This window comes from Providencia sp. PROV223, from assembly GCF_028479245.1.
Lineage (GTDB): Bacteria > Pseudomonadota > Gammaproteobacteria > Enterobacterales > Enterobacteriaceae > Providencia > Providencia rettgeri.
Genome location: NZ_JAMPNG010000007.1, coordinates 70,618 through 93,274 on the forward strand (window position 1 = coordinate 70,618; position 22,657 = coordinate 93,274).

At 41.0% G+C, this 22,657-nt stretch carries 17 protein-coding genes; 9 read left to right on the plus strand and 8 right to left on the minus strand.

The window, feature by feature from the left end:
- Nucleotides 1-31: 31 nt before the first annotated feature.
- Entirely contained in the window at nucleotides 32-1,285 is a 1,254-nt protein-coding gene (gene glyA / locus PR767_RS10220) for a serine hydroxymethyltransferase (RefSeq protein ID WP_004912718.1), read from the minus strand.
- Nucleotides 1,286-1,747: 462 nt separating this feature from the next.
- On the opposite strand from glyA, the gene hmpA reads away from it, so the two are divergent.
- On the plus strand, nucleotides 1,748-2,947 hold the full coding sequence (gene hmpA / locus PR767_RS10225) for an NO-inducible flavohemoprotein (RefSeq protein WP_004912719.1): 1,200 nt from the start codon (nucleotides 1,748-1,750) through the stop codon (nucleotides 2,945-2,947).
- A 188-nt stretch (nucleotides 2,948-3,135) separates the two neighbouring features.
- On the opposite strand, the gene glnB is transcribed toward hmpA, so the two are convergent.
- The 5 genes from glnB to PR767_RS10250 form a co-directional block, all read right to left on the minus strand.
- On the minus strand, nucleotides 3,136-3,474 hold the full coding sequence (glnB, locus tag PR767_RS10230; protein ID WP_004912721.1) for a nitrogen regulatory protein P-II: 339 nt from the start codon (nucleotides 3,472-3,474) through the stop codon (nucleotides 3,136-3,138).
- Nucleotides 3,475-3,486: 12 nt separating this feature from the next.
- Nucleotides 3,487-5,109 carry an NAD+ synthase gene (locus tag PR767_RS10235; protein WP_272520259.1) on the minus strand — a complete coding sequence of 541 codons (1,623 nt, stop codon included), beginning with the start codon at nucleotides 5,107-5,109 and terminating at the stop codon, nucleotides 3,487-3,489.
- A gap of 88 nt (nucleotides 5,110-5,197) precedes the next feature.
- Nucleotides 5,198-6,538, minus strand: a complete 1,341-nt coding sequence (gene glrR, locus PR767_RS10240; RefSeq protein WP_004912726.1) for a two-component system response regulator GlrR — start codon at nucleotides 6,536-6,538, stop codon at nucleotides 5,198-5,200.
- On the minus strand, nucleotides 6,535-7,365 hold the full coding sequence (gene qseG, locus PR767_RS10245) for a two-component system QseEF-associated lipoprotein QseG (RefSeq protein WP_109911468.1): 831 nt from the start codon (nucleotides 7,363-7,365) through the stop codon (nucleotides 6,535-6,537). The genes glrR and qseG overlap by 4 nt, the downstream gene beginning before the upstream one ends.
- Nucleotides 7,365-8,804, minus strand: coding sequence for a sensor histidine kinase (locus PR767_RS10250; protein ID WP_004912732.1), 1,440 nt, complete (start codon nucleotides 8,802-8,804; stop codon nucleotides 7,365-7,367). Before PR767_RS10250 ends, qseG begins: the two co-directional genes overlap by 1 nt.
- 1,117 nt (nucleotides 8,805-9,921) lie before the next feature.
- Between PR767_RS10250 and PR767_RS10255 the strand changes: the two genes are divergently transcribed.
- The 6 genes from PR767_RS10255 to fbpC all read left to right on the plus strand — a co-directional run bounded on the left by PR767_RS10255 (nucleotide 9,922) and on the right by fbpC (nucleotide 17,889).
- Nucleotides 9,922-10,548, plus strand: coding sequence for a response regulator transcription factor (locus PR767_RS10255; protein ID WP_109911466.1), 627 nt, complete (start codon nucleotides 9,922-9,924; stop codon nucleotides 10,546-10,548).
- Nucleotides 10,549-10,555: 7 nt separating this feature from the next.
- A complete protein-coding gene (locus tag PR767_RS10260) occupies nucleotides 10,556-12,082 on the plus strand; it encodes an MASE1 domain-containing sensor histidine kinase (protein WP_109911465.1) in 1,527 nt (508 codons plus the stop codon).
- Between the two features lie 79 nt (nucleotides 12,083-12,161).
- The gene (gene uhpC / locus PR767_RS10265; RefSeq protein ID WP_226537939.1) at nucleotides 12,162-13,514 is read left to right on the plus strand and encodes an MFS transporter family glucose-6-phosphate receptor UhpC; all 1,353 of its coding nucleotides are present in this window, start codon (nucleotides 12,162-12,164) and stop codon (nucleotides 13,512-13,514) included.
- A 14-nt stretch (nucleotides 13,515-13,528) separates the two neighbouring features.
- Nucleotides 13,529-14,560, plus strand: coding sequence for an ABC transporter substrate-binding protein (locus tag PR767_RS10270; RefSeq protein WP_004912741.1), 1,032 nt, complete (start codon nucleotides 13,529-13,531; stop codon nucleotides 14,558-14,560).
- A gap of 184 nt (nucleotides 14,561-14,744) precedes the next feature.
- Complete coding sequence (locus PR767_RS10275; protein WP_272520260.1) at nucleotides 14,745-16,823, plus strand: ABC transporter permease; 2,079 nt, start codon at nucleotides 14,745-14,747, stop codon at nucleotides 16,821-16,823.
- 16 nt (nucleotides 16,824-16,839) lie between these two features.
- Entirely contained in the window at nucleotides 16,840-17,889 is a 1,050-nt protein-coding gene (fbpC, locus tag PR767_RS10280) for a ferric ABC transporter ATP-binding protein (protein WP_272520261.1), read from the plus strand.
- A 114-nt stretch (nucleotides 17,890-18,003) separates the two neighbouring features.
- On the opposite strand, the gene ulaG is transcribed toward fbpC, so the two are convergent.
- Nucleotides 18,004-19,071 (minus strand): L-ascorbate 6-phosphate lactonase, encoded by a 1,068-nt coding sequence (gene ulaG, locus PR767_RS10285; RefSeq protein WP_110732038.1) that lies wholly within the window; start codon nucleotides 19,069-19,071, stop codon nucleotides 18,004-18,006.
- A gap of 115 nt (nucleotides 19,072-19,186) precedes the next feature.
- Complete coding sequence (ulaR, locus tag PR767_RS10290) at nucleotides 19,187-19,942, minus strand: HTH-type transcriptional regulator UlaR (RefSeq protein WP_238562712.1); 756 nt, start codon at nucleotides 19,940-19,942, stop codon at nucleotides 19,187-19,189.
- A gap of 402 nt (nucleotides 19,943-20,344) precedes the next feature.
- Here ulaR and PR767_RS10295 point away from each other — a divergent pair, with 402 nt between their 5' ends.
- Nucleotides 20,345-22,099 (plus strand): PTS ascorbate-specific subunit IIBC, encoded by a 1,755-nt coding sequence (locus PR767_RS10295; protein ID WP_109911459.1) that lies wholly within the window; start codon nucleotides 20,345-20,347, stop codon nucleotides 22,097-22,099.
- 72 nt (nucleotides 22,100-22,171) lie between these two features.
- Nucleotides 22,172-22,639 carry a PTS sugar transporter subunit IIA gene (locus tag PR767_RS10300; RefSeq protein WP_109911458.1) on the plus strand — a complete coding sequence of 156 codons (468 nt, stop codon included), beginning with the start codon at nucleotides 22,172-22,174 and terminating at the stop codon, nucleotides 22,637-22,639.
- The last annotated feature ends 18 nt before the right edge of the window (nucleotides 22,640-22,657 follow it).

The following is a 22,657-nucleotide window of genomic DNA, read 5'->3' on the forward strand; positions in this document are numbered from 1 at the left end:
AGCGGGTTTTAATCACGAATTGTCGTTTAAATTATGCGTAAACTGGGTATTTCTTGCAAATTGCTAATACTTTTTGTTTTACGCTCTCAATGGTCGCTTCGTCATTGAGGTTGTCTAGGATATCACACATCCAGCCCGCTAGCTCACTCGCTTCTGCTTCTTTAAAGCCGCGGCGTGTAATTGCAGGAGAACCGATACGTACACCAGACGTTACGAATGGGCTCTTAGGATCGTTAGGTACACTGTTTTTGTTAACTGTGATATTCGCACGGCCCAGTGCAGCATCTGCATCTTTACCTGTGATATCTTTGTCTACTAAATCCACTAAGAACAAATGGTTTTCCGTTCCACCAGATACGACTTTATAGCCACGTTTTTGGAAAACGTCGACCATTGCTTTGGCATTTTTAGCCACTTGTTGTTGGTAAACTTTGAATTCTGGTTCCATCGCTTCTTTCAATGCAACCGCTTTACCTGCAATCACATGCATTAAAGGGCCACCTTGAGAACCTGGGAATACGGCTGAGTTGATTTTTTTGTATAACTCTTCGTCACCACCTTTAGCTAAAATTAATCCACCACGTGGACCTGCTAAAGTTTTATGTGTTGTTGTCGTCACAACATGTGCGTGAGGCACTGGGTTTGGATAAACACCAGCAGCAATCAAACCTGCTACGTGAGCCATATCCACGAACAAATAAGCACCAATGCCATCTGCGATTTCACGCATTTTTGCCCAATCAACCACACCTGAATACGCAGAAAAACCACCGATAATCATTTTTGGTTTATGTTTTTCAGCTTGCGCTTTGATATCATCGTAGTCAATTTTACCGCTTTCATCGATGCCATAAGGCACGATGTTGTACAGTTTACCTGAGAAGTTAACTGGTGAACCGTGAGTTAAGTGACCACCATGTGCCAGATTCATCCCCAGAACAGTATCACCTGGCTGTAATAACGCCATGTAAACAGCAGCGTTAGCTTGTGAACCTGAGTGTGGTTGCACGTTCGCATAGTCAGCACCAAATAGTTCTTTCGCACGGTCAATCGCTAATTGTTCTACCACATCAACATACTCACAACCGCCATAGTAGCGTTTGCCTGGGTAGCCTTCTGCATATTTATTGGTTAGCTGAGAACCTTGAGCCTGCATGACTCGTGGACTGGTATAGTTTTCAGAAGCAATTAATTCAATGTGTTCTTCTTGACGTTGTACTTCTTGCTCCATTGCTTCCCATAATTTTGGATCGTAGTCAGCAATATTCATTTCACGCTTTAACATTCGCTTCTCCTGCCTCAGCAATTCAATAGGTTGAAAATCGATTCATCGCAATGACACACAGTGTAAACTCTTTTTCTCTCTTGAGATAGCCCTAAAGAAAAAATATACGCAAACGATTGCATTAATTTTTTTCACTTCATTTGCTTCTGAAGGCTCCACTATAAAATAGCTTAAATTTTAATTTTTAACGTAGAAACATCCAGATTTGCTAGCCCCTTCTCATTGTGTGCTTAATTCCGACATATTTTCCCAGTTTGAGTCTTTACATAAAACCTTAAATATTATAAGTTGTATTTAAAATACATGTTTATAAATAAACTTTATGTCTCTCAAAAAAGAGTGATTTATTGGGATGAAATATACTTATCCCAATGATGTAAAAGGATATGTTTGTACAAAACTAAAAACTGACGCCTTACGATCACTACGATGAGAACATGAAAATAATTCAGGAGCACCTGTATGCTAGATAGCCAAACCATCGCCATTGTTAAATCCACCATTCCTGCCATTGCTGAAACAGGGCCAAAACTAACCGCACATTTTTATGATCGGATGTTTAAACAACACCCTGAACTAAAAGATATTTTTAACATGACTCACCAAATGAATGGCGACCAACGTGAAGCTCTATTCAACGCTATTTGTGCTTATGCGGTAAATATTGAAACCCCTGAAGCACTGATTTCAGCGGTTGAAAAAATTGCCCAAAAACACGTTAGTTTAAATATCAAACCTGAGCATTACCCTATTGTTGGGGAAAATTTACTGGCGGCTATCGATGAACTACTTAGCCCAGGCCAAGAAGTACTTGATGCTTGGGGAAGAGCTTACGGGGTCTTAGCTGATATCTTTATTGGTCGTGAAGCAGTAATTTACCAAGAGAATGCAGATAAAATTGGGGGCTGGGAAGGTTTACGTGAATTTAAATTGAAACAAAAACAGCCCCAAAGTGATGTAATCACCAGTTTTGAATTCGTACCTGTCGATGGGAAACCTGTCGCGGATTACCGTCCAGGCCAATATATCACTATTTATGTCAACAACCAGGGATTTGAAAACCAAGAAATCCGCCAATACTCACTGACGACTGCGCCTAATGGCCGTAGCTACCGTATTGCAGTAAAACGTGAAGAACAAGGCTCAGTTTCTAATTTCTTACATCAACAATTAAATGAAGGTGACCATGTACTACTCGCCCCACCATGTGGTGATTTCTTCATTGATGTTGATGGCCAGACACCTGTTACCTTGATCTCTGCAGGCGTTGGTTTAACCCCAATGCTGAGTATGTTAAATCATCTAACAGAACAAGGTCACAATGCTCAAGTTAATTGGTTCCATGCCGCTGAAAATGGTGCTGTTCATGCCTTTAGGCACGAAATTCAACAACTATTAGCAAAACAACAAACCAGCCAATCTGCGATTTGGTTTAATCAACCAAGAGAGGAAGATCGTCTCGGGTTTGATTACCAATATGAAGGTTTAATGAATTTAGAATTGGTACGTGAATGGATTGAGCAACCGAACATGCAATTCTATTTCTGTGGCCCTGTTGGTTTTATGCAGCACGTAGGCAAACAGCTAATTGCAATGGGTGTCGATGCCGATGCTATTCACTATGAATGTTTTGGACCACATAAAGTATTACCCCTCAATTAATGGATAAAAAATGCTCTTCTGTTTAGAAGAGCATTCTCTGAAACATGTTAACTGAAGAAAATGGTTTAAATGGTTAAGTGTTTGCCATTTTTCTAAATTTAGCGGTAACGGACTCGCATAATAAATACACAATTCTAATCCCATTCCTGTGTATTTTCCGTTACCGCTTTTTCACATAACGTAATTTATTAAATCGCTTCTTCATCTTGCTCACCAGTCCGAATACGGATCACTCGAGCTACATCATAAACAAAGATCTTCCCATCGCCAATTTTGCCCGTTTGGGCCGTTTGCATAATGGTTTCGACACAGTTTTCAACAATGTCATCAGGGACAACAATTTCAATTTTAACCTTAGGTAAAAAATCAACCATATACTCTGCACCACGGTAAAGCTCAGTATGCCCTTTTTGACGTCCAAAGCCTTTCACTTCAGTTACCGTCATTCCGGTAATACCCACTTCAGCCAATGCTTCACGAACATCATCAAGTTTGAATGGCTTTATAATTGCATCAATTTTTTTCATAAATAATTCCTGTTATGACCAGTTTTTACGGCCAAAACCTGAGGTGATCGGATAGCGGCGATCTTTACCGAAATTACGCATCGTAATACGTGGCCCAACAGGAGCCTGACGGCGTTTATATTCATTAATATCAACAAGACGTACAACTTTTCGTACCACGTCTTTATCAAAACCAAGTTTGATTAAATCATTAACTGACAAGTCTTTTTCCACGTAGCCTTCCAATAATGCATCTAACACATCATAAGGCGGCAAGCTGTCTTGATCTAATTGCCCTGGAGCAAGTTCTGCTGACGGTGGCCTATCAATCACACGTTGAGGAATTGCTGGAGATAATGTATTACGATATTTAGCTAACTCAAAAACAAGGGTTTTAGGCACATCTTTTAACACATCAAAACCACCTGCCATATCGCCATATAATGTTGAATAACCAACAGCAGATTCACTTTTATTACTGGTAGTCAACACTAAGCGACGACGTTTATTTGACATTGCCATTAAAATAACCGCTCGGCAACGTGCTTGTAAGTTTTCCTCAGTGGTATCAACCGCGGTTCCTTCAAACATCGGCGTTAACTGAGCCATAAAGGCATCAAACATCGGTTCGATGGATACGATATCGAATTCAACCCCAAGCAAATCAGCTTGCTCTTTAGCGTCGTGAATACTCATTTCAGAAGTATAGCGGAATGGCATCATGACAGCTTGCACATGCTCTTTCCCTATAGCATCAACCGCAATAGCCACCGTTAGCCCTGAGTCAATACCGCCTGATAGCCCTAAAATTGCACCATTAAAACCATTTTTATTGATGTAGTCACGAGTTGACATAACTAAAGCTTGGTATACCTGAGCAACTGGGTCATTCTCAATAAATACGCTACCTTCGCTCACCAATGCAAGTTCATCAAATTGAACTGTGATAACTTGCTCTTTAAATTCTGCCAATTTAAAGATTTGTTTACCTTTATTTGCAATGACTTTTGAGCCACCATCAAACACCAATTCATCTTGCCCACCCACTTGGTTGAGATACACAATTGGCATATGAGTGCGTTTGCAATGTTCGACTAATAAGTCGGTTCGAATATGTTCTTTATGAATATCATAAGGAGATGCATTGATGGTTAATAATATTTCAGCACCCGCCCCTTTAACTGCATCTACTGGCTCGTCATACCAAATATCTTCACAAATTAATAAACCGAGCTGATAACCTTTAAATTCAACAACACAGGATTTTTCATCTGCAGTGAAATAACGGGGTTCATCAAACACACCATAATTTGGCAACTCTTGTTTAAAATAGCGAGCGTGCAATTTGCCTTGATAGAAAAAGGACAGCGCATTATAGATATCATCCCCTTCATACCATGGGTGACCAACAATAATCGCCGTTTCTTGGCTGGCTTTTTGCAAACGGTCGAGTTGTACTAAACAGCGGTCCTCGAAATCAGCTCGGAAAATTAAATCTTCTGGTGGATACCCTGTCAAAGACAGCTCTGAAAACATGACAATATCTGTGTTTGGTGCTTGTTCATTCACAACTTGCAGCATGCGATCGCAGTTGCCTTCGATGTCACCGACTAACCAATTAAGTTGTGCTAGTGAAATATTAAGCTTACGGCTCATAAGGTATTTTTTCTCCCGGAGCGTGAATATGAATTGCCTTATTCCACATAATGTAATCGATAACAACCATGTGGTAAATAATACTTATTTATTCTTTAAAATCATTAGCTTCTAAATCATGACGGCCAAGTAATTTATAAAATTCTGTACGGTTTCGTCCTGCCATTCGGGCAGCTTGGGTAACATTTCCTTTCGTCATTTGTAATAACTTACGTAGATAATTCAATTCGAACTGATTGCGAGCTTCAACAAATGTTGGTAGCGCCGTATTTTCACCTTGAAGTGCTTGGCTAACCAGTGCTTCGCTTATAACAGGAGACGTCGTTAATGCTACACACTGTTCAATCACATTCACTAATTGACGGACATTGCCCGGCCAGCTCGCTGTTATTAAGCATTTCATTGCATCACTGGAAAAACTACGTACAAACGGTTTATGACGTGATGCAGCTTCACGCAATAGATGATTAGCTAATAATGGAATATCTTCTGAACGTTCATTTAACGCAGGAATACGTAAGTTGACCACATTTAAACGATAGTAAAGATCCTCACGAAACTCATTTTTTTCCATTGCTTTTGGTAGGTTACGGTGAGTTGCAGACAGAATACGTACATCAATATCTAAATCACGGTTGCTACCTAAAGGACGAACTTTGCGCTCTTGCAATACCCGCAGTAATTTAACCTGCAATGGCATTGGCATATCACCAATTTCATCTAAAAATAACGTCCCACCACTGGCTGCAAAGAATAACCCTTCGCGATTACTAACTGCGCCAGTAAAGGCGCCTTTTGCATGCCCAAATAGTTCAGACTCTAATAATTGTTCAGGTAGTGCACCACAGTTAATGGCAATAAACGGCTTACGCGCCCTAGGGCTAGCTTTATGAATCGCCTGCGCTAAAACCTCTTTACCTGTACCACTTTGCCCGTTAATCAATACGCTAACATCAGATTGTGCCACCATATGCGCTTGTTCTAACAGGCGTATCATTAAGGGGCTACGTGTGACAATACCAGAGCTCCACTCTTCATCACTTATGGGTGTTGAAGAGAGCGCGAGTGCTTCATCAATCGCTTTATATAATGCGTCTTTGTCGACTGGCTTAGTTAAAAAACTAAATACGCCTCGTTGTGTTGCCGCGACGGCATCAGGAATCGAGCCATGAGCTGTTAATATAATGACAGGCATGTTTGGATGGGCTTTTTGTATCTCATCGAAAAGCGCCATGCCATCCATTTCATCCATACGTAAATCACTGATCACTAAATCTAATTTTTCTTTTTGTAAGATTTTTAGCGCTTCAGGGCCGCTCTCTGCGGTAGTGACTTTAAAGCCTTCACTACTCAAACGCATACCTAACAGTTTCAGAAGACTTGGGTCATCGTCAACTAGTAACAAATTTGCTGACTTACGATTCGTCATTTTTGTTCATTCTCCGATGAATTTTGCTCTACTGGAGAAGATGCGCTGCTATCAGGCTTTGGCTCTTCAGAGGAAATAGGTTTATCTCCTTCAACCCCATTTTCTACCTCTTTTTCGGTTTCGTTCGTGCTTTTCTTACGAGAAGAAAGCTGACGTTCAATATCCGTTAAGTTTTCAAGCTTACGGGAGGTCGTATTCAGTTCGAAAGCCAATTTAGCATTATCTTCTTTCAAGCGGTCGAGCTTTGTATCCATTTCTTGTTGTAGGCGCTTATAACGAGCCCCCGCATCTGACAAGTTGATAATTTGCACCTGTTGCTCACGCCATAATTGCAATAATGGCCGTACTGCTGTTGGAAAATTCAAACTATACGTATTAATGCTATCCAGCATTTTGCGACGTTCAGCAATAGACGGATCTGCAGAATTCAACAAAATATTCTGTTGAAATGCACTCGACCAGTTTGTTACCTCGATTTTACCTGCTTCCTCACGTGCTTGACTGGTTTCAGTACGATCGGCACAATCCATCATTCGCAACCAAAATAGCGCGTTTTCCCGTGCAGTAGGTTGGTCATTGTTCCAGATCGTTTCACATGATGTATACCGATAGTCCGTAACTTTTACCTCAGGCACAACGACTTGCGCTAGAGTTTCGAGCGGTGACTGGCCATTTTTAGCGACACATCCACTTAAGATTAGGGAAAATAAGACCGCCCCAAAATTGAGCCCTGTACGTCTCATCACATAAGGTACTCTTCGATTATTTTTACTTAACGATGCGTTACGGTAAAGTACCGCCCAAACACCTGTAGACCGATTTACCATTATTCATTCTCTGCGGTTAGAGGCAGTTCAATTCTAAAACAGACATCTGCTGATTTAGTGGGAACAAGAGAAAGCTCGCCCCCCATTTGTTTAATACAATCTTGCGCAATACTTAGCCCTAGCCCACTTCCTTTAACAGCACCTTTTCTTTGTAATGAGCCTTGATAAAAAGGTTCAAAAATCATGCTTTGCTCAGATTCAGGAATTGGCGTACCCGTATTCGCAACTTCAATTAGCAATTTATTGCCTGTTTGGCGACTAGAGATCCAAATATTACCTGATTCGCCGCCATAGTGCACCGCATTGGAATAGATATTATCAATAACTCGCCCAAGAAGTGAGGGTTCAGCTAAACAGCTATCCACTTTTAAACGCACTTCTGTTTTGATGTTTTTAGCCCGTGCGGGTAAGTTATGTGCTTTGACAATATCTTCAATGAGCTTTTGTAAATCAACAATCTGTGCTTCTGGTGGGTCATCTACAAGCTTACGATTATAGTCAAGTAATTGCTCAATAAGTTGCTGAAGATGCTTACTACTGTGATCCAAAATTTCTACAACTTCTTTTTGAGACACCGTTAATGGTCCAGCTACCTCATCAGCAAGTAACTCCGTTCCTTCACGCATACTTGCAAGAGGTGTTTTTAATTCATGTGAAATATGGCGAAGAAATTCATGACGCTGTGATTCAAGCCATGCTAATCGCTCACTTAACCAAATAATACGCTGCGCAATTGTCCGTAATTCCCTAGGGCCTTTAAAGCGCTCAATATTATTGGCTATCGTGCGTCCAGTTCCAAGACGGTTAATCATTCGTTCGATAGCTTTAACTGGGCCAATAATCATCCTTGTGAATAATGCAACTAGTAAAGCGCTTAATAAGAATAAAATTAAGCTCTGCCAGCCAAATAATTGACCTTTATTCGCAATTGCTTTTTGTAACTGTTCTCCACGGCTAAAAATCACATCACGAGTTTCTTGCACTAATGAGGCATTTTCGGCAGAAAACTGTTCTAAAGCTCGTGTAATTTTTTCTGTCGGCTCATTGTTTTCACAAGCGACCGTTTTAAGTGCATCCAAAGTGTTAGTCAATGCGGAGGTGTCTGACGAAGTGGGTAAGATTGTTTTCTGACGCTCGAACATTTGCTGATAATCTGCAAACTGTTTCTGATATTGCGTTTGCAAGGTGGGATCTTGTAACACACAATATTGACGATAGCTCCGTTCCATTTCTAAGGCGAGACTACTCATCACTTCACTACGCCGTGCGTCAAGCAACGTGGTTTTATTGATATTGGCAGCTTGGTTACTAAGTTGCTCCAGACTTTGATATGCCTGGTAAGCGAGTACTAATAAAGGAAGTAGTACAAGCCAAAATGCCATAACAACGAGTTGGCGCAAGGAGCGCGGGAAAAAACGCCATTTACTCAATACATTCATCTCATACCCATTCAACGTATTGCAATGGTAGCAGAACTCTTTGTCATGCGAAAAGCACAATCCAAATTATGTGTCCCATAGCGTTAAAATCAGACTAAGTGTAACAACTAAAAGCAATGAACGTGCCAATTTAATTGGTAAAAAATGATAATTTTCAGATAGGTATGTTCATCGCTCCGGATGTTCCTTTTTCGCATAAACGAAAGCATAAAAGAATCGATAGGTCTTATTAAATGAATTCTTTCGTCTTTTCTTTAGTTTTTGCTTTAAAAATAAAACACTCAGCTATGCCCTAAATAATTCGGATTGCAGCTAGGCGCCAAGTGAAGATATCTCTATAAGTATGTGATTCGGGTAGACGAGAGCAGCCAACAACGCTGTGGTACAAAGTATGACGGGCATTATGGTGGGCATAAAATAGGAAGGCGGGATAAAGAACTTACCTTTACCCCGCCAGCGATAACAACTACTCTGATTCTGATGGTTACTGCTTTTATATAATTATGTCTTTACATTAAAGATAATTATATAGGTGGTGCCTCACTCCACGTGTCGCCCTGTGTTTGATAAGGCCCGAAGGCGAATATCTGTGCTGTTGGACGGTAGGCACCTTACTTTGGCGTCATTCTTGGTTTATGTGGTATGTACCCAACTAATTTTGGACCTACATAAGAAGTTGAATGAGCAACTGAATATTATTATGCACATGCCGTGCCAACTTTTCAATTTATTTTTTAACACATTAAAAAATAAGACAATTTATTTTTTACCGTCTATTCAGTGATTCTGGATACACTGAAACGGTTTATCTCTTTCTCAATATTGTCGCTAATTTAAGACACCCTAAACATCAAATTTATAAATCTATATTTATCAATAAGATAAATGTCTCCTTTTGGCGACACCCCAAAGTGGCGTCTGTCGCTATTTTTATACACCTTGTTTTTTGGTCATTTATTATTCAATATGAATAAGTTTGCGTGAAAATTTTACCCCAATAAAAAAATTGCTCGTCATTATGGATGAACAACAGAATTTTACATTCTGCTGGTAGCTAATCTTTCTCGATATTGATATAAGATTTCCCAATATCCTACTCATCAAATTGATAAAAAATATGATAAAAATCGCTTTAGTTGATGACCACGTGGTTGTGCGTTCTGGTTTCGCTCAACTTTTAACACTGGAACCCGATATTTCTGTTGTTGGGCAATATGCGAATGCCCAAGAAGCTTGGCCTAATTTGCTTAATTTGGATATCGATGTCGCCATCATGGATATATCGATGCCAGATGAAAACGGTTTACAGCTTTTATCACGTTTACGTCAAAAAAAGCCTGATTTTCGCACCATTATATTGAGCATTTATGATACCCCAGCCTTTGTGCAAAGTGCTTTAGATGCGGGAGCCAGCGCGTATTTAACTAAACGTTGTGGCCCTGAAGAGTTAGTGCAAGCTGTTCGCTCTGTCCACCAAGGCGGCTGCTACTTATGTTCCGATGCTATGCGAGCACTACGCCACTCACCTCAACAACAGCAAAGCCTACATGAATTGACACCTCGGGAACGGGAAGTATTTGATTTATTAGTTGCTGGCTTGAGTGTAAAAGTGATCGCAGAGCAACTTGAATTAAGCCATAAAACCGTGCACGTTCACCGCGCAAATATATTAGGCAAATTGCAATGCGAAAATACCATCGACCTTGTTCACTACGCGCTAGAACATAATCTAATTTCACGGTAATTTAGGCATGAATAAAAGCTTACGGTTAACGCTGCAATCCATCTTCTTATTTTTTACTTATTCGCTGTTATGGATTGGGTTGTGGATCATCGGCTTTTATTTAAGTCAAAACAGTTTTCAGGCAACTTTATTTCTGCCGCAAGGCTTACGCCTAGCATTGATGATTATCCTTTGGCGACGCTACTGGCCAACACTGCTACTTAGCGAAGGGATATTAAATTTTTGGTTATCATCAGAGCAACTTCTCTTCCAACCTATTTTACTGTTATCACCGTTATTAAGTCTCGGTGTTGCTTTTGTTATTCAAAATATCTGGTGGCGTTATACGTTATATTGGCAGCGGTTATTATTATTACTCGCAGGCGTTGCGGCAAATAGTGTATTACATGCTTTATTATTCAGTGGGTTATCATCTTATTCCATTAGCCAATTATTCCTAACAACATTCACCGGAGGGATACTGCTTTCTCCTTTTGTTTACCTTATTTATGAATATCTACACGAACAGCACTACCAAATGCTCCTTGATTATGGGACGCCAGATAAGCAATTACGAACCTCTTTAATTGTTTGGTGTTTTCTATTTTGTGTCGTTGGGCTCAGCGCCCAAGTATTTTTTGCTCCCGAAATTGAACGGTTAATTGTCTTACTGGTGTTTATTCCTAACGTTTTTATGGCTTATCGTTATGGCTGGCAAGGTGGCGTACTTTCTGCATTATTAGGTAGTTTAATCATTACTTTTGCCCGGCAATTTCACGGTGCATTTGCTGATTTAGAAGAATTAGAAATGTTTCTCAGCACTCAAGCCTTAATTGGTATTGGCCTTGGGATAGCAATTAGCCGACAAAAACAGCTGGCGAGTAACCTACAACGTTATCGCCAACGCTTAGAAGAAGAACTAAAAACACGGCGCGACTTAATGTTGCAGCTCGTGCATACCGAAGAAGATATCAAAAAAGCGATTGCCCGTGAGCTGCATGATGAAATTGGGCAAAATATCACCGCGATTCAAATTCAGTCGATGTTAGTGAAAAAAACAGCAACAGATGACATCAGCCACCAAGCAGCAAGTCAAATAAATGAATTAGCGCAACAAATTCATCAATCTACGCGGCAATTATTGCGCCAGTTGCGCCCTCCTGTGTTAGATGAAATGTCGCTTGAAAATGCACTAACACACTTAATTGCTGAATTTTCTTTTCCACAGAATAATATTCAATGCCACTTTCATTATGGCTTACAAACAACACCGATCAATGAAACAGTGTTGTTTACGCTTTATCGCCTCGTCCAAGAGTTACTTAACAATATCAGTAAACATGCAAAAGCCACACAAATCCACATATCTCTTAAGCAAATAGGTGACTCGATCCAGCTTGTTGTTAATGATAATGGCGTCGGCATTCCATTTAGCAAACGCACTAGTGGCTTTGGGTTGCGCGGTATTGAGGAGCGAGTTCGAGCCTTAGGTGGTGATTGGACATTAACAACCCAAAACGGAACACAAATAAGTGTTAACTTGCCCACATTTTAAGATAAAACATCGCAAAACTAGGAATAATTCCTAGCCCTCTAATACCTTCTCTCATCCTTTTTGTTAAAAACTTGATTACATTTTCCTTAACAAGAGAAACCGCCCTATGACAGGTAAAGACACGTTGAGTCTGGATAACACATATCGTTTTTGGCGTCGCCGCTTAATGCTATCAATGATTATTGGTTATGCCACTTTTTACCTCACACGAAAGAGTTTTAACTTCGTGATGCCTGTTATGCAAAACGAACTGTTTCTCGATAAAAGTGACATAGGTTGGATAGCGACGTCGTTTTATTTGACTTACGGAATCTCCAAGTTTCTTTCAGGGATTTTCCACGATATTACAGGATACCGTTGGTTTATGGGGGTTGGCTTAGTGATGACGGGGTTACTCAACATCATTTTTGCCTATTGCTTATCGTTTCCAGCGTTATTAATTGTTTGGACATTAAATGGCTTTTTCCAAGGTTGGGGTTGGCCGCCTTGTGCACGCATTCTAACGCATTGGTATTCACGTAATGAACGTGGCTTTTGGTGGGGATTATGGAATATCTCCATCAACCTTGGGGGAATGTTACTGCCCTTGCTTACCGCATTATTGGCGACCCAATACAGTTGGCAAATGGCCTTAATTGTCCCTGGTGTTATTGGTGTCATTATTGGGCTGTGGTTATGTCGTCAATTACGTGGCACACCGCAAGAAGAGCAGCTTCCAAGCGTTGGGCAGTGGCGACACGATGTTTTGGAGTTGCGCCAAGAGCGCTTATCGCCGCCAATGCCAATGCTAGTGATATTAAAAGATGCCATCATTTTTAACCGTATGATTTGGTTACTGGGCTTCTCCTATATTTTGGTTTATCTCATTCGCATGGCGATAAATGATTGGGGAAATCTATGGTTAACAGAGAAACATGGCACCAATTTACTCAGTGCGAATGCAACATTATCGTTATTTGAGCTGGGCGGATTATTAGGGGCACTCTGCTCTGGTTGGGGCTCTGATATTCTGTTTCGTGGCCAACGAGCGCCTATGATCCTGCTGTTTTCATTGGGTCTTTGTGTCTCAGTAAGTGCCTTATGGTTAACGCCAATTCATCACTATGCTTTATTGGCTGCATGCTTCTTTGCGATTGGATTTTTTGTTTTTGGACCACAAATGTTAATCGGTCTAGCTGCAACAGAATATTGTCATAAAAAAGCAGCTGGAGCGGTAACAGGTTATCTCGGTTTGTACGCCTATTTAGGGGCGGCGATTGCCGGGTGGCCACTCTCTCAAGTCATTGCACATTATGGTTGGTCAGGCATGTTTTCCTTACTTGCCAGTGCCGCGGCTTTGATGGGATTACTGCTAATGCCTCTATTGATTGCCAATGTCAGCAAACGAGAGCATTTGGCGGGCACTGTTTCACCCTCTGATAATAAAACCTGAATAAAGGACTGACAATGAAACTGAAAACTCTCTCTACGCTTGTTGCTGCAGGCTTATCCCTTGCAGCTATTACTACCACTGCAAATGCTGCGGGCCGTTTAGTTGTTTACTGTAGCGCCACTAACGCCATGTGTGAAACTGAAACACAAGCTTTTGCTAAGAAATATGATGTCAAAACCACCTTTGTACGTAATGGTTCTGGCAGTACGTTAGCCAAAATCGAAGCTGAAAAACGAAACCCACAAGCTGACGTGTGGTACGGCGGTACATTAGACCCACATTCACAAGCAGGGGAAATGGATTTACTTGAACCATACAAATCGCCAAATCTGGCTGAAATCATGCCACAATTCCAAGACCCTGCAAAACGTAAAGGTAATTACTCTTCCGCAGTTTACATCGGTATTTTAGGGTTTGGCGTTAACAAAGACCGCCTAAAAGAGAAAGGGTTACCTATCCCAACTTGCTGGAAAGATTTAACCAAACCTGAATATAAAGGCGAAATTCAAATTGCCGATCCACAAAGTTCAGGAACCGCTTATACCGCATTAGCCACTTTCGACCAATTATGGGGTAATGAGCAAGCCTTTGATTACCTGAAAAAATTAAACTCAAATATCTCTCAATATACTAAGTCAGGTATTGCCCCAGCACGTAACGCCGCTCGCGGTGAGTCGGCCATTGGTATTGGCTTTTTACATGATTATTCATTAGAAGTGGAAAATGGCGCGCCATTAGAGCTTATCGCACCATGCGAAGGTACTGGCTATGAAATTGGCGGGATCAGTATCCTGAAAAATGCACGCAATATGGATAACGCGAAACTGTTTGTTGATTTCGTCTTATCGAAAGAAGCCCAAGAGTTAAGTTGGAAAGAAGGAAAATCTTACCAAATCTTAACCAATACGACAGCTGAGTCATCTCCTATTTCTTTAAAACTCAATGAGTTAAACCTAATTAATTACGATATGGACAAATACGGTGATGCTGATGTCCGTAAGAACCTTATCAATAAATGGGTAACAGAAGTCAAAATGAGCAAATAGCTATCTCGTGCGGTGGCCATCCACCGCACTGAGCTCTTACTAAACTAAAATAAAAATTAAATTTAATTAAGCTCTGAATAATTTGAGTTGTCACTAAGCGGCAAGTGACGTTATCCCTAGATGAGGGTAACGGAATGAAGCCAACACCGTGACAGCGCAAAATATGACGAGCTTAGGGGGAACTATGTCTCAAACCCTAACCTTATCGGCTCCAAACAAAAAGGATAGTATATTCTTTTGGCTACTGATTGCTTGGCTAGGTTTCGCGTTGCTGCCTTCTTGGAGCTTAGACTATGGTGTACTTGACTCAACACAAGACGAAATCATAGCGGCTTATGGTTGGAGCAGCCTAAACATTAGCTGGCTCTGGTATTTATTGCCTTCTATTTTATTTATTCGCCCGTTAACACCAGCGGATCGTTACCATAAAACCCGCTATTATTTCGATATTGGCGTGGCGGTTGTCACCGCAGCCGTGGTGATCTTAACCTCCTATTTTGAAGGAAAAGGGTTAGGTTACTCAACTATTGTACTATTTATCGCCTTGGGTATGGTGATGACACTGGCGTTAACTCGACTTGAGTGGCTCGGTGGAGACCAATTCGTTATTGGCTCGCTGATCACCGTTGTGGCCTTAATAGCCCTATTCATTGTGTTCCCAAGTGTCGCTATTTTCATTCCGATGTTTACTGATGGAAATGGGGACTTTGCACCATTCGCCTTTGTGGCAATTTTGACGCAATCGCATATTGTCCAAGTTATTATTAACTCAGTATTTTTATCATTGGCCGTAGGTGCTGGTTGTACTTTCTTTGGTTTGATTTTAGCCATTTATACTTCACGCATCGCCAAACGCTCCGCTATTATTGGTCGCGTGTTTTCTATTTTACCTATTGTCACACCCCCCTTCGTTGTCGGTCTAGGGGTCACGTTGATGATGGGGCGCTCAGGCTATATTACTGAGTTTCTTGCCGCCTATATGGGCCTTGAAAATACCAACTGGTTATATGGCTTCACCGGTATTTGGTTGGCTCAAGTCCTCGCATTTACCCCTATGTCATTTATGATTTTAGATGGGGCAATTAAAACCATTCATCCATCATTAGAAGAAGCGTCGTACACACTGCGGGCAAACCGCTACCAAACGTTCTTTAATGTGTTTATGCCATTACTGAAGCCTGCACTGGCAAACGCATTTTTAATCGTTATCGTACAATCGCTGGCTGACTTTAGTAATCCATTGGTTCTAGGCGGTAACTTCGACGTACTCGCGACGCAAATTTACTTCTATATCACCGGCTCCCAATTAGATTATCAAGCTGCCAGTACCTTAGGTGCGTCATTATTAGTGTTCTCACTATTAGTGTTCTGCGTACAGTATATGTGGATAGGTAAACGTTCCTATGTCACCGTATCAGGGAAATCTTACCGTGGTGATGTTCAGCCTTTACCAACGTCATTAATTGCCACTGTGACCACTTTCTTAGCGATTTGGGTTGCATTTAACGTATTGTTGTACGGCAGTATTTTCTACGGTAGCTTTACAGTTAACTGGGGTGTTGATTACACCTTAACCTTCGATAACTTTATTAAATTATTCGGCCAAGGAATGAGCGATGGTGCGTGGCCATCATTGTTAGATACCCTTCTGTACGCCGGTATTGCCGCCCCCATCACCGCGATCCTCGGTTTATTAATTGCCTATATCGTAGTTCGCCAAGAGTTCCGCGGTAAAAAGACTATCGAATTTACCACGATGCTGTGCTTTGCCGTACCAGGAACAGTTGCGGGCGTGTCATACATCTTAGCCTTTAACGATTCCCCGTTTTATTTAACGGGAACTGCCGCTATCGTTATTATATCAATGACCATGCGTAACGTTCCTGTCGGGATCCGTGCAGGTATTGCAGGCTTAGGCCAAATTGATAAATCGTTGGATGAAGCATCACTCAGCTTACGAGCGGGTTCAATGCGTACCATCTTCTTTATCTTACTGCCATTGTTGCGCCCAGCCATTTTATCAGCGCTGATCTATAGTTTTGTCCGTGCGATCACCACGGTCAGTGCGATTGTATTCTTGGTTACTCCTGATACTCGCGTCGCTACAGCCTATATTTTGAACCGTGTAGAAGACGGTGAATATGGCGTTGCCATTGCCTATGGCTCAATCCTGATTGTCGTAATGCTGGCAATTATTTTCTTATTTGACTATTTGATTGGCGAAGCCCGTGTTTCACGTTCCAAAGCCAAAAATGCAGAGTAATCACGGAGTAACTGACATGACACAACATAATTTTGTTGAACTAAAAAATGTGACTAAACGCTTTGGCAACAATACCGTCATCGATGATTTAAGTCTTTCTATTCCACAAGGCAGCATGGTCACCCTACTCGGCCCATCCGGCTGTGGTAAAACCACCGTATTACGCCTTGTCGCAGGGTTAGAAAAACCCACCGAAGGCCGTATGTTTATTGATGGTGAAGATGTTACTGACCGTTCAATTCAACAGCGTGATATTTGTATGGTTTTCCAATCCTACGCCCTATTCCCACATATGTCGTTAGGGGATAACGTCGGTTATGGCTTAAAAATGTTAGGCTTACCCAAAGCGGAAATTAAAAAGCGGGTTGATGAAGCATTGGAGTTAGTGGATTTGGCCGGCTTTGCTGACCGTTTCGTTGACCAAATTTCTGGAGGTCAGCAGCAGCGTGTAGCCTTAGCTCGTGCATTGATACTCAAGCCTAAAGTGCTATTATTTGATGAGCCATTAAGTAACTTGGATGCAAATTTGCGTCGTAGCATGCGTGAAAAAATTCGTGAGTTACAGCAACAGTTCAATATCACCTCTTTATATGTCACCCATGACCAAAGCGAGGCTTTTGCGGTTTCGGATATGGTTCTAGTGATGAATAAAGGGAAAATCATGCAGTTAGGTTCACCGCAAGAGCTATACCGCCAGCCAGCGTCAAAATTTATGGCGAGCTTTATGGGGGATGCAAATATTTTCCCTGCAACTCTTAGCGCTGACTCGGTGGATATTTTCAATTATCGTTTACCGCGTCCAGAGCAGTTTGTTACAGATAAAACTGCGGTGACTGTGGGGGTTCGTCCTGAAGCCATCACACTGAGTTTGCAAGGCGAAGATAGCCAATGCTGCACAGTTACTCACGTTGCTTATATGGGACCTCAATACGAGGTCACTGTTGATTGGCACGGTCAATCTATGTTACTGCAAATTAATGCGACGCAGTTGCAACCCACTATTGGGGATAAACTTTATTTGCAGATCCACCCATACGGCATGTTTATCTTAACCGAAAAAGAATAATTTCTAATTCAATCACTTAAACCGTCACTTCATGGTGACGGTTTTTTTCGTTATTAAGTCCAAATAAAAAAGCAGAAAAGTTTCCCCTTCTGCTTTTCTTAACAAACCAATTATTTATAAAAATGCTTTATATGGTAATTCAGGTTCATTTTTGAAAATATCACTAAAGCCACGGAAATGTTGATAATGCATGCGGTCTTTATCTGTTGGATAAGTATATCTCCCACCCACTTGCCAGAAGAACGGGGCAAATTTATATTGCAAACGCTCTTTTTTCATATTCCACAACACTTCTATTTCACGCGGGTCATTTTGGAAGTTTGCCCAAATATCATGGTGGAATGGAATAACCCGCTCACAATCTAATGATTCTGCTGCACGTAAAATATCCGATGACGTCATTTTATCCGTCACACCACGTGGGTTTTCGCCAAAAGAAAGCAGTGCGACATCAATATTGTAACGGTTACCATGCGCCGCATAATAGTTTGAATAATGTGAATCGCCGGAATGATAAATAGAGCCGCCAGTTGTTTCTATCAAGTAGTTCACCGCACGAGAATCCATGCCATCTAAAATTTGCTTATCAGTGGAAGAAACACCCTGTGGCAATGTCACCAATGCTGTGCGGTCAAATGAATCTAACACACGAATTTTCATATCCCCTACTTCCAGTACATCGCCAACTTTGGCGACTACACAACGCTCTACTGGTACGCCCCACTTAATCCATAAATCTACACAGGCTTGAGGACCAATAAATTTAACGTGGTCGCCGCAATTTTGCATTACCGCCGCCGCCACATTCACATCAATATGGTCAGCATGGTCATGAGAGGCTAGAATCGCATCAACTTCTTTAATGGCAAACGGGTCTAAAGGGAAAATTGCGGTTCGTAAGTTTGGTTGTAGCGCTTCAACTCCCCCCATGCGCATCATTTGGTGTTGCTTATTCATCAATGGATTTTTTTGTGTTTTTTTCCCTGTTCCACACCAAAAATCAATGCAAACATTGGTATTTCCCTCACTTTTTAACCAAATCCCTGTGCATCCTAGCCACCACATTGAAAAGGTATTAGGTTCAACAACCGTTTTTTCAATTTCTTCATTTAGCCATGTCCCCCACTCAGGAAATGTACTTAAAATCCAAGATTCACGTGTGATTTCATTAACTTTGCTCATAGTCATAATACCTTTTTCAAGAATTTTAGATGTAGGGAGCCTGATGCCTTAATCGAGAAATTAAGGCATGAAGGCTGAATTGGTTTAAGTTTTAAAAATTAGGTAGACGGTGGAATTAAACCAGTATCACTCGCGTGCCCTGTGCAGCAATCGCTTTGATAACCTCAGAGTTGGCATTTCTTCCAGTGATAAGAACATCTATCTTATTAGCTGGGCAAAATAACATCCCGGTTCGATGACCCACTTTTGAACTGTCTACAACAACGACTAATTTATCAATTTGGTCAAGCATTTGTTGTTCTGCTACCGCAGTTAGCATGTCAGCTTTATATAAGCCAGCCTCTGTTAACCCTTTCCCTGATGTGAACATCCAGTTACCTGCATAACCCATTAACGTGTTCAAAGCCGGATTCAAAAAAATGTTTTGTGCTTTGTTATACTGCCCACCTATTAGAATTACGTCATCATGGTCTTGGTCAATCAAATAGCTCGCTAATGGAAAATAATTAGTCACAATTTGTACGTTTTTCCCGCATAATTGCTGCCCTAACATAAACGCGGTAGAACCACAGTTAATAACAGCGCTTTCCCCAGGAAGACAAAGCGCTGCCGCTCTAATTGCGATTTCAGCTTTTTCTTCATAGTGCTCGGTACTGTTAATGTTTAACGGTGTCCACTTACGTTTTTTATTTTCAATACGTTCAGCGCCATTACGGATTTTCCGCAATTTACCTTGCTCATCTAACTTTGAAATATCACGACGAGCTGTTGCAGGAGACACACTAAATTGTTCGGTAATATGAGAAACATTGATCACTCGATGTGTTTCCAATAACGACAATATTTCATTGTGTCTTTGCACTTCATTCATAATCATCGCCTTATTAGTTAATAATCACCTTGATGATGGATTATGATTCAAAATGATTATTGGTGATTGGTTTTGATTCTATTTATCTCACTTACTATTGTCAACCTTTGCTCAGGTAAAAAAACAACATTTGACAAATATAAATTTACTCTATTGATATATAAGATAATTTTAAATTTTACGTGATCAGGTCGCCATTTATTTATTTTTTTGCTGGTAAAAAAACGCACAAATGAGAACAATCAAAAAAGAGCAATTGATGATTACATATGATCACATTTGATTTTTGCGAGACTGATTAGTCGCTTTAAATGATTATATCGCAATAACACCAGATACGATCAATATGATTAATCTCTGACCCAGATAAATTACAAATACAATTTGATTAGAGGTAAAAATATGGATTTTTTATACGACGCTTTCTATATTTTTTACAGCCAAGTAATGACAAAAGCGCCTCTATTATTAGGCTTAGTCACATTTATCGGTTATTGGCTATTAAAGCGCGATGGCACGACAATCCTCAAAGGGACAATCAAAACGATTGTTGGTTTTATGCTAGTTGGCGTGGGTGCCAGTACCTTAGTGTCCAGTTTTAAACCCGTCATCGAAAAAATGTCTGAATACCATGGACTTACAGGGTCAGTTATTGACCCATATACATCAATGATGGCCACCATGGAAGCGATGGGAGATAACTATTCATGGGTGGGCTATACCGTGTTGTTAGCTCTCGCAATTAATATTCTTTTAGTCCTTTTCCGCCGCGTCACCGGTATTCGTACCATTATGCTGACAGGGCATATTATGTTTCAACAAGCAGGCTTGATCGCTGTTTTCTATTTTGTACTCGGGACGAGCATGTGGGAAACCATTATTTATTCTGCGGTATTAATGGCGCTGTATTGGGGGATTTCTTCCAATATTATGTTTAAACCGACGCAAGAAGTGACGGGTGGAGCCGGATTCTCAATTGGTCATCAGCAACAATTTGCCTCATGGATAGCAACCAAAGTTGCTCCGAAACTGGGCGATAAAAAAGACAGCGTAGATAATTTAAAACTGCCCAAATGGTTGCATATATTCCATGACAGCATTTCCGCCACCGCCATTGTGATGACCTTATTCTTTGGCGTTATTCTGATTTCTTTTGGCATTCCCAACCTACAAACCATGGCAGGTACCACTCACTGGACTATTTATATCATTGAAACGGGTTTAAAATTTGCCGTTGCCATCCAAATCATTGTTACCGGTGTACGCATGTTTGTCGCTGAATTATCTGAAGCTTTCAAAGGTATTTCAGAGCGCGTGATCCCCAATGCTGTTCTTGCGATTGACTGCGCCGCTATCTATGCATTCTCCCCTAATGCCATGGTATTTGGTTTTATGTGGGGTGCTATCGGGCAATTTGTTGCGGTACTCGGTATGTTGGCATTCAACTCCCCCATTATGATCATTCCAGGCTTTATCCCTATGTTCTTCTCGAACGCCACTATCGGTATTTTTGCCAACCATTTTGGGGGTTGGAAAGCCGTCATGAAAGTGTGTTTCGTGATGGGTATCATTGAAGTATTGGGTTCAGCTTGGGCAATCAGCTTAATTAATAGCCAAGGTACGGACTTTAGTGGTTGGATGGGTATGGCCGACTGGGCCCTCGCCTTCCCTGTCATTATGCAAGGTTTGTCCTTCTCTAAAATGTTCTTCTTTGTCGTTGTCGCCCTCTCCCTTGTCTATATGTATTTTGCTGCAAAGAAACTTCGCGCCGAAGAAGATGCACAAAACCCAATCGAAACTGAAATGGAAACCAATGAAGAAGTCGAAGCTGCATCTATTGAACATAATGGTACTAAGCCTGTACGTATCTTAGCGGTTTGCGGCAATGGACAAGGCTCGTCCATGATGATGAAAATGAAAATTGGCCAGTACCTCGAAAAGAAAGGCATTCCTCATGTGATGGATTCTTGTGCAGTCTCCGATTATAAATCGAAATTACCAGCAACTGATATTATCGTTTCCTCTAAACACCTTAGTGCAGAAATGGATCCGGGTGATGGTAAATTCATTCTTGGCGTACAAAATATGCTCAACCCCAACTCATTTGGTGATGAACTACTCGATATCATACATACCAATTTTATAGGGAATAAATAGCATCACTCATGGGTATAGATATCGCTCATAACGGTATCTATTCACTTAATGTATAAAAATAGGAAGGCAATGATGGGATTTAAACAATCATTAATCGACAATAATTCGATACAGCTACAAGCATCCGCTGATAACTGGCGTGATGCCATTAAGATAGGCACAGACTTGCTCATCGCTTCAGGTGCGATAAAACCTAGCTATCATAAAGCAATTATCAACAGTATTGAAAAACTTGGGCCTTATATTTGTATCGCACCTAATTTAGCGCTTCCTCACGCAAGGCCTGAAGACGGGGTACTAAAAACCGCTTTTGCTTTAGTCACACTGGAAAAACCGATTGTTTTTGATGGCGAAGATGAGCCTGTTGACGTACTTATCACCTTGGCAGGCAGTTCATCCGATGAACATATGGAAGGTCTGATGGAAGTCACTCGTGTTCTCGATGATGAAGACAGTGAAACCGGCGTTGATCTTGAAAAACTACGCCGTTGCCGCACGATTGATGATGTTTATCAGGTTATTGATCAAGCATTATGCTAATTTAATGAAAATAAAAGA

What these genes read in the sequence shown, in the direction of transcription:
- glyA (WP_004912718.1), bottom strand. Translation starts at nt 1,285, where the DNA reads ATGTTAAAGCGTGAAATGAATATTGCTGACTACGATCCAAAATTATGG.
- hmpA (WP_004912719.1), top strand. Translation starts at nt 1,748, where the DNA reads ATGCTAGATAGCCAAACCATCGCCATTGTTAAATCCACCATTCCTGCC.
- glnB (WP_004912721.1), bottom strand. Translation starts at nt 3,474, where the DNA reads ATGAAAAAAATTGATGCAATTATAAAGCCATTCAAACTTGATGATGTT.
- PR767_RS10235 (WP_272520259.1), bottom strand. Translation starts at nt 5,109, where the DNA reads ATGAGCCGTAAGCTTAATATTTCACTAGCACAACTTAATTGGTTAGTC.
- glrR (WP_004912726.1), bottom strand. Translation starts at nt 6,538, where the DNA reads ATGACGAATCGTAAGTCAGCAAATTTGTTACTAGTTGACGATGACCCA.
- qseG (WP_109911468.1), bottom strand. Translation starts at nt 7,365, where the DNA reads ATGGTAAATCGGTCTACAGGTGTTTGGGCGGTACTTTACCGTAACGCA.
- PR767_RS10250 (WP_004912732.1), bottom strand. Translation starts at nt 8,804, where the DNA reads ATGAATGTATTGAGTAAATGGCGTTTTTTCCCGCGCTCCTTGCGCCAA.
- PR767_RS10255 (WP_109911466.1), top strand. Translation starts at nt 9,922, where the DNA reads ATGATAAAAATCGCTTTAGTTGATGACCACGTGGTTGTGCGTTCTGGT.
- PR767_RS10260 (WP_109911465.1), top strand. Translation starts at nt 10,556, where the DNA reads ATGAATAAAAGCTTACGGTTAACGCTGCAATCCATCTTCTTATTTTTT.
- PR767_RS10270 (WP_004912741.1), top strand. Translation starts at nt 13,529, where the DNA reads ATGAAACTGAAAACTCTCTCTACGCTTGTTGCTGCAGGCTTATCCCTT.
- PR767_RS10275 (WP_272520260.1), top strand. Translation starts at nt 14,745, where the DNA reads ATGTCTCAAACCCTAACCTTATCGGCTCCAAACAAAAAGGATAGTATA.
- fbpC (WP_272520261.1), top strand. Translation starts at nt 16,840, where the DNA reads ATGACACAACATAATTTTGTTGAACTAAAAAATGTGACTAAACGCTTT.
- ulaG (WP_110732038.1), bottom strand. Translation starts at nt 19,071, where the DNA reads ATGAGCAAAGTTAATGAAATCACACGTGAATCTTGGATTTTAAGTACA.
- ulaR (WP_238562712.1), bottom strand. Translation starts at nt 19,942, where the DNA reads ATGAATGAAGTGCAAAGACACAATGAAATATTGTCGTTATTGGAAACA.
- PR767_RS10295 (WP_109911459.1), top strand. Translation starts at nt 20,345, where the DNA reads ATGGATTTTTTATACGACGCTTTCTATATTTTTTACAGCCAAGTAATG.
- PR767_RS10300 (WP_109911458.1), top strand. Translation starts at nt 22,172, where the DNA reads ATGGGATTTAAACAATCATTAATCGACAATAATTCGATACAGCTACAA.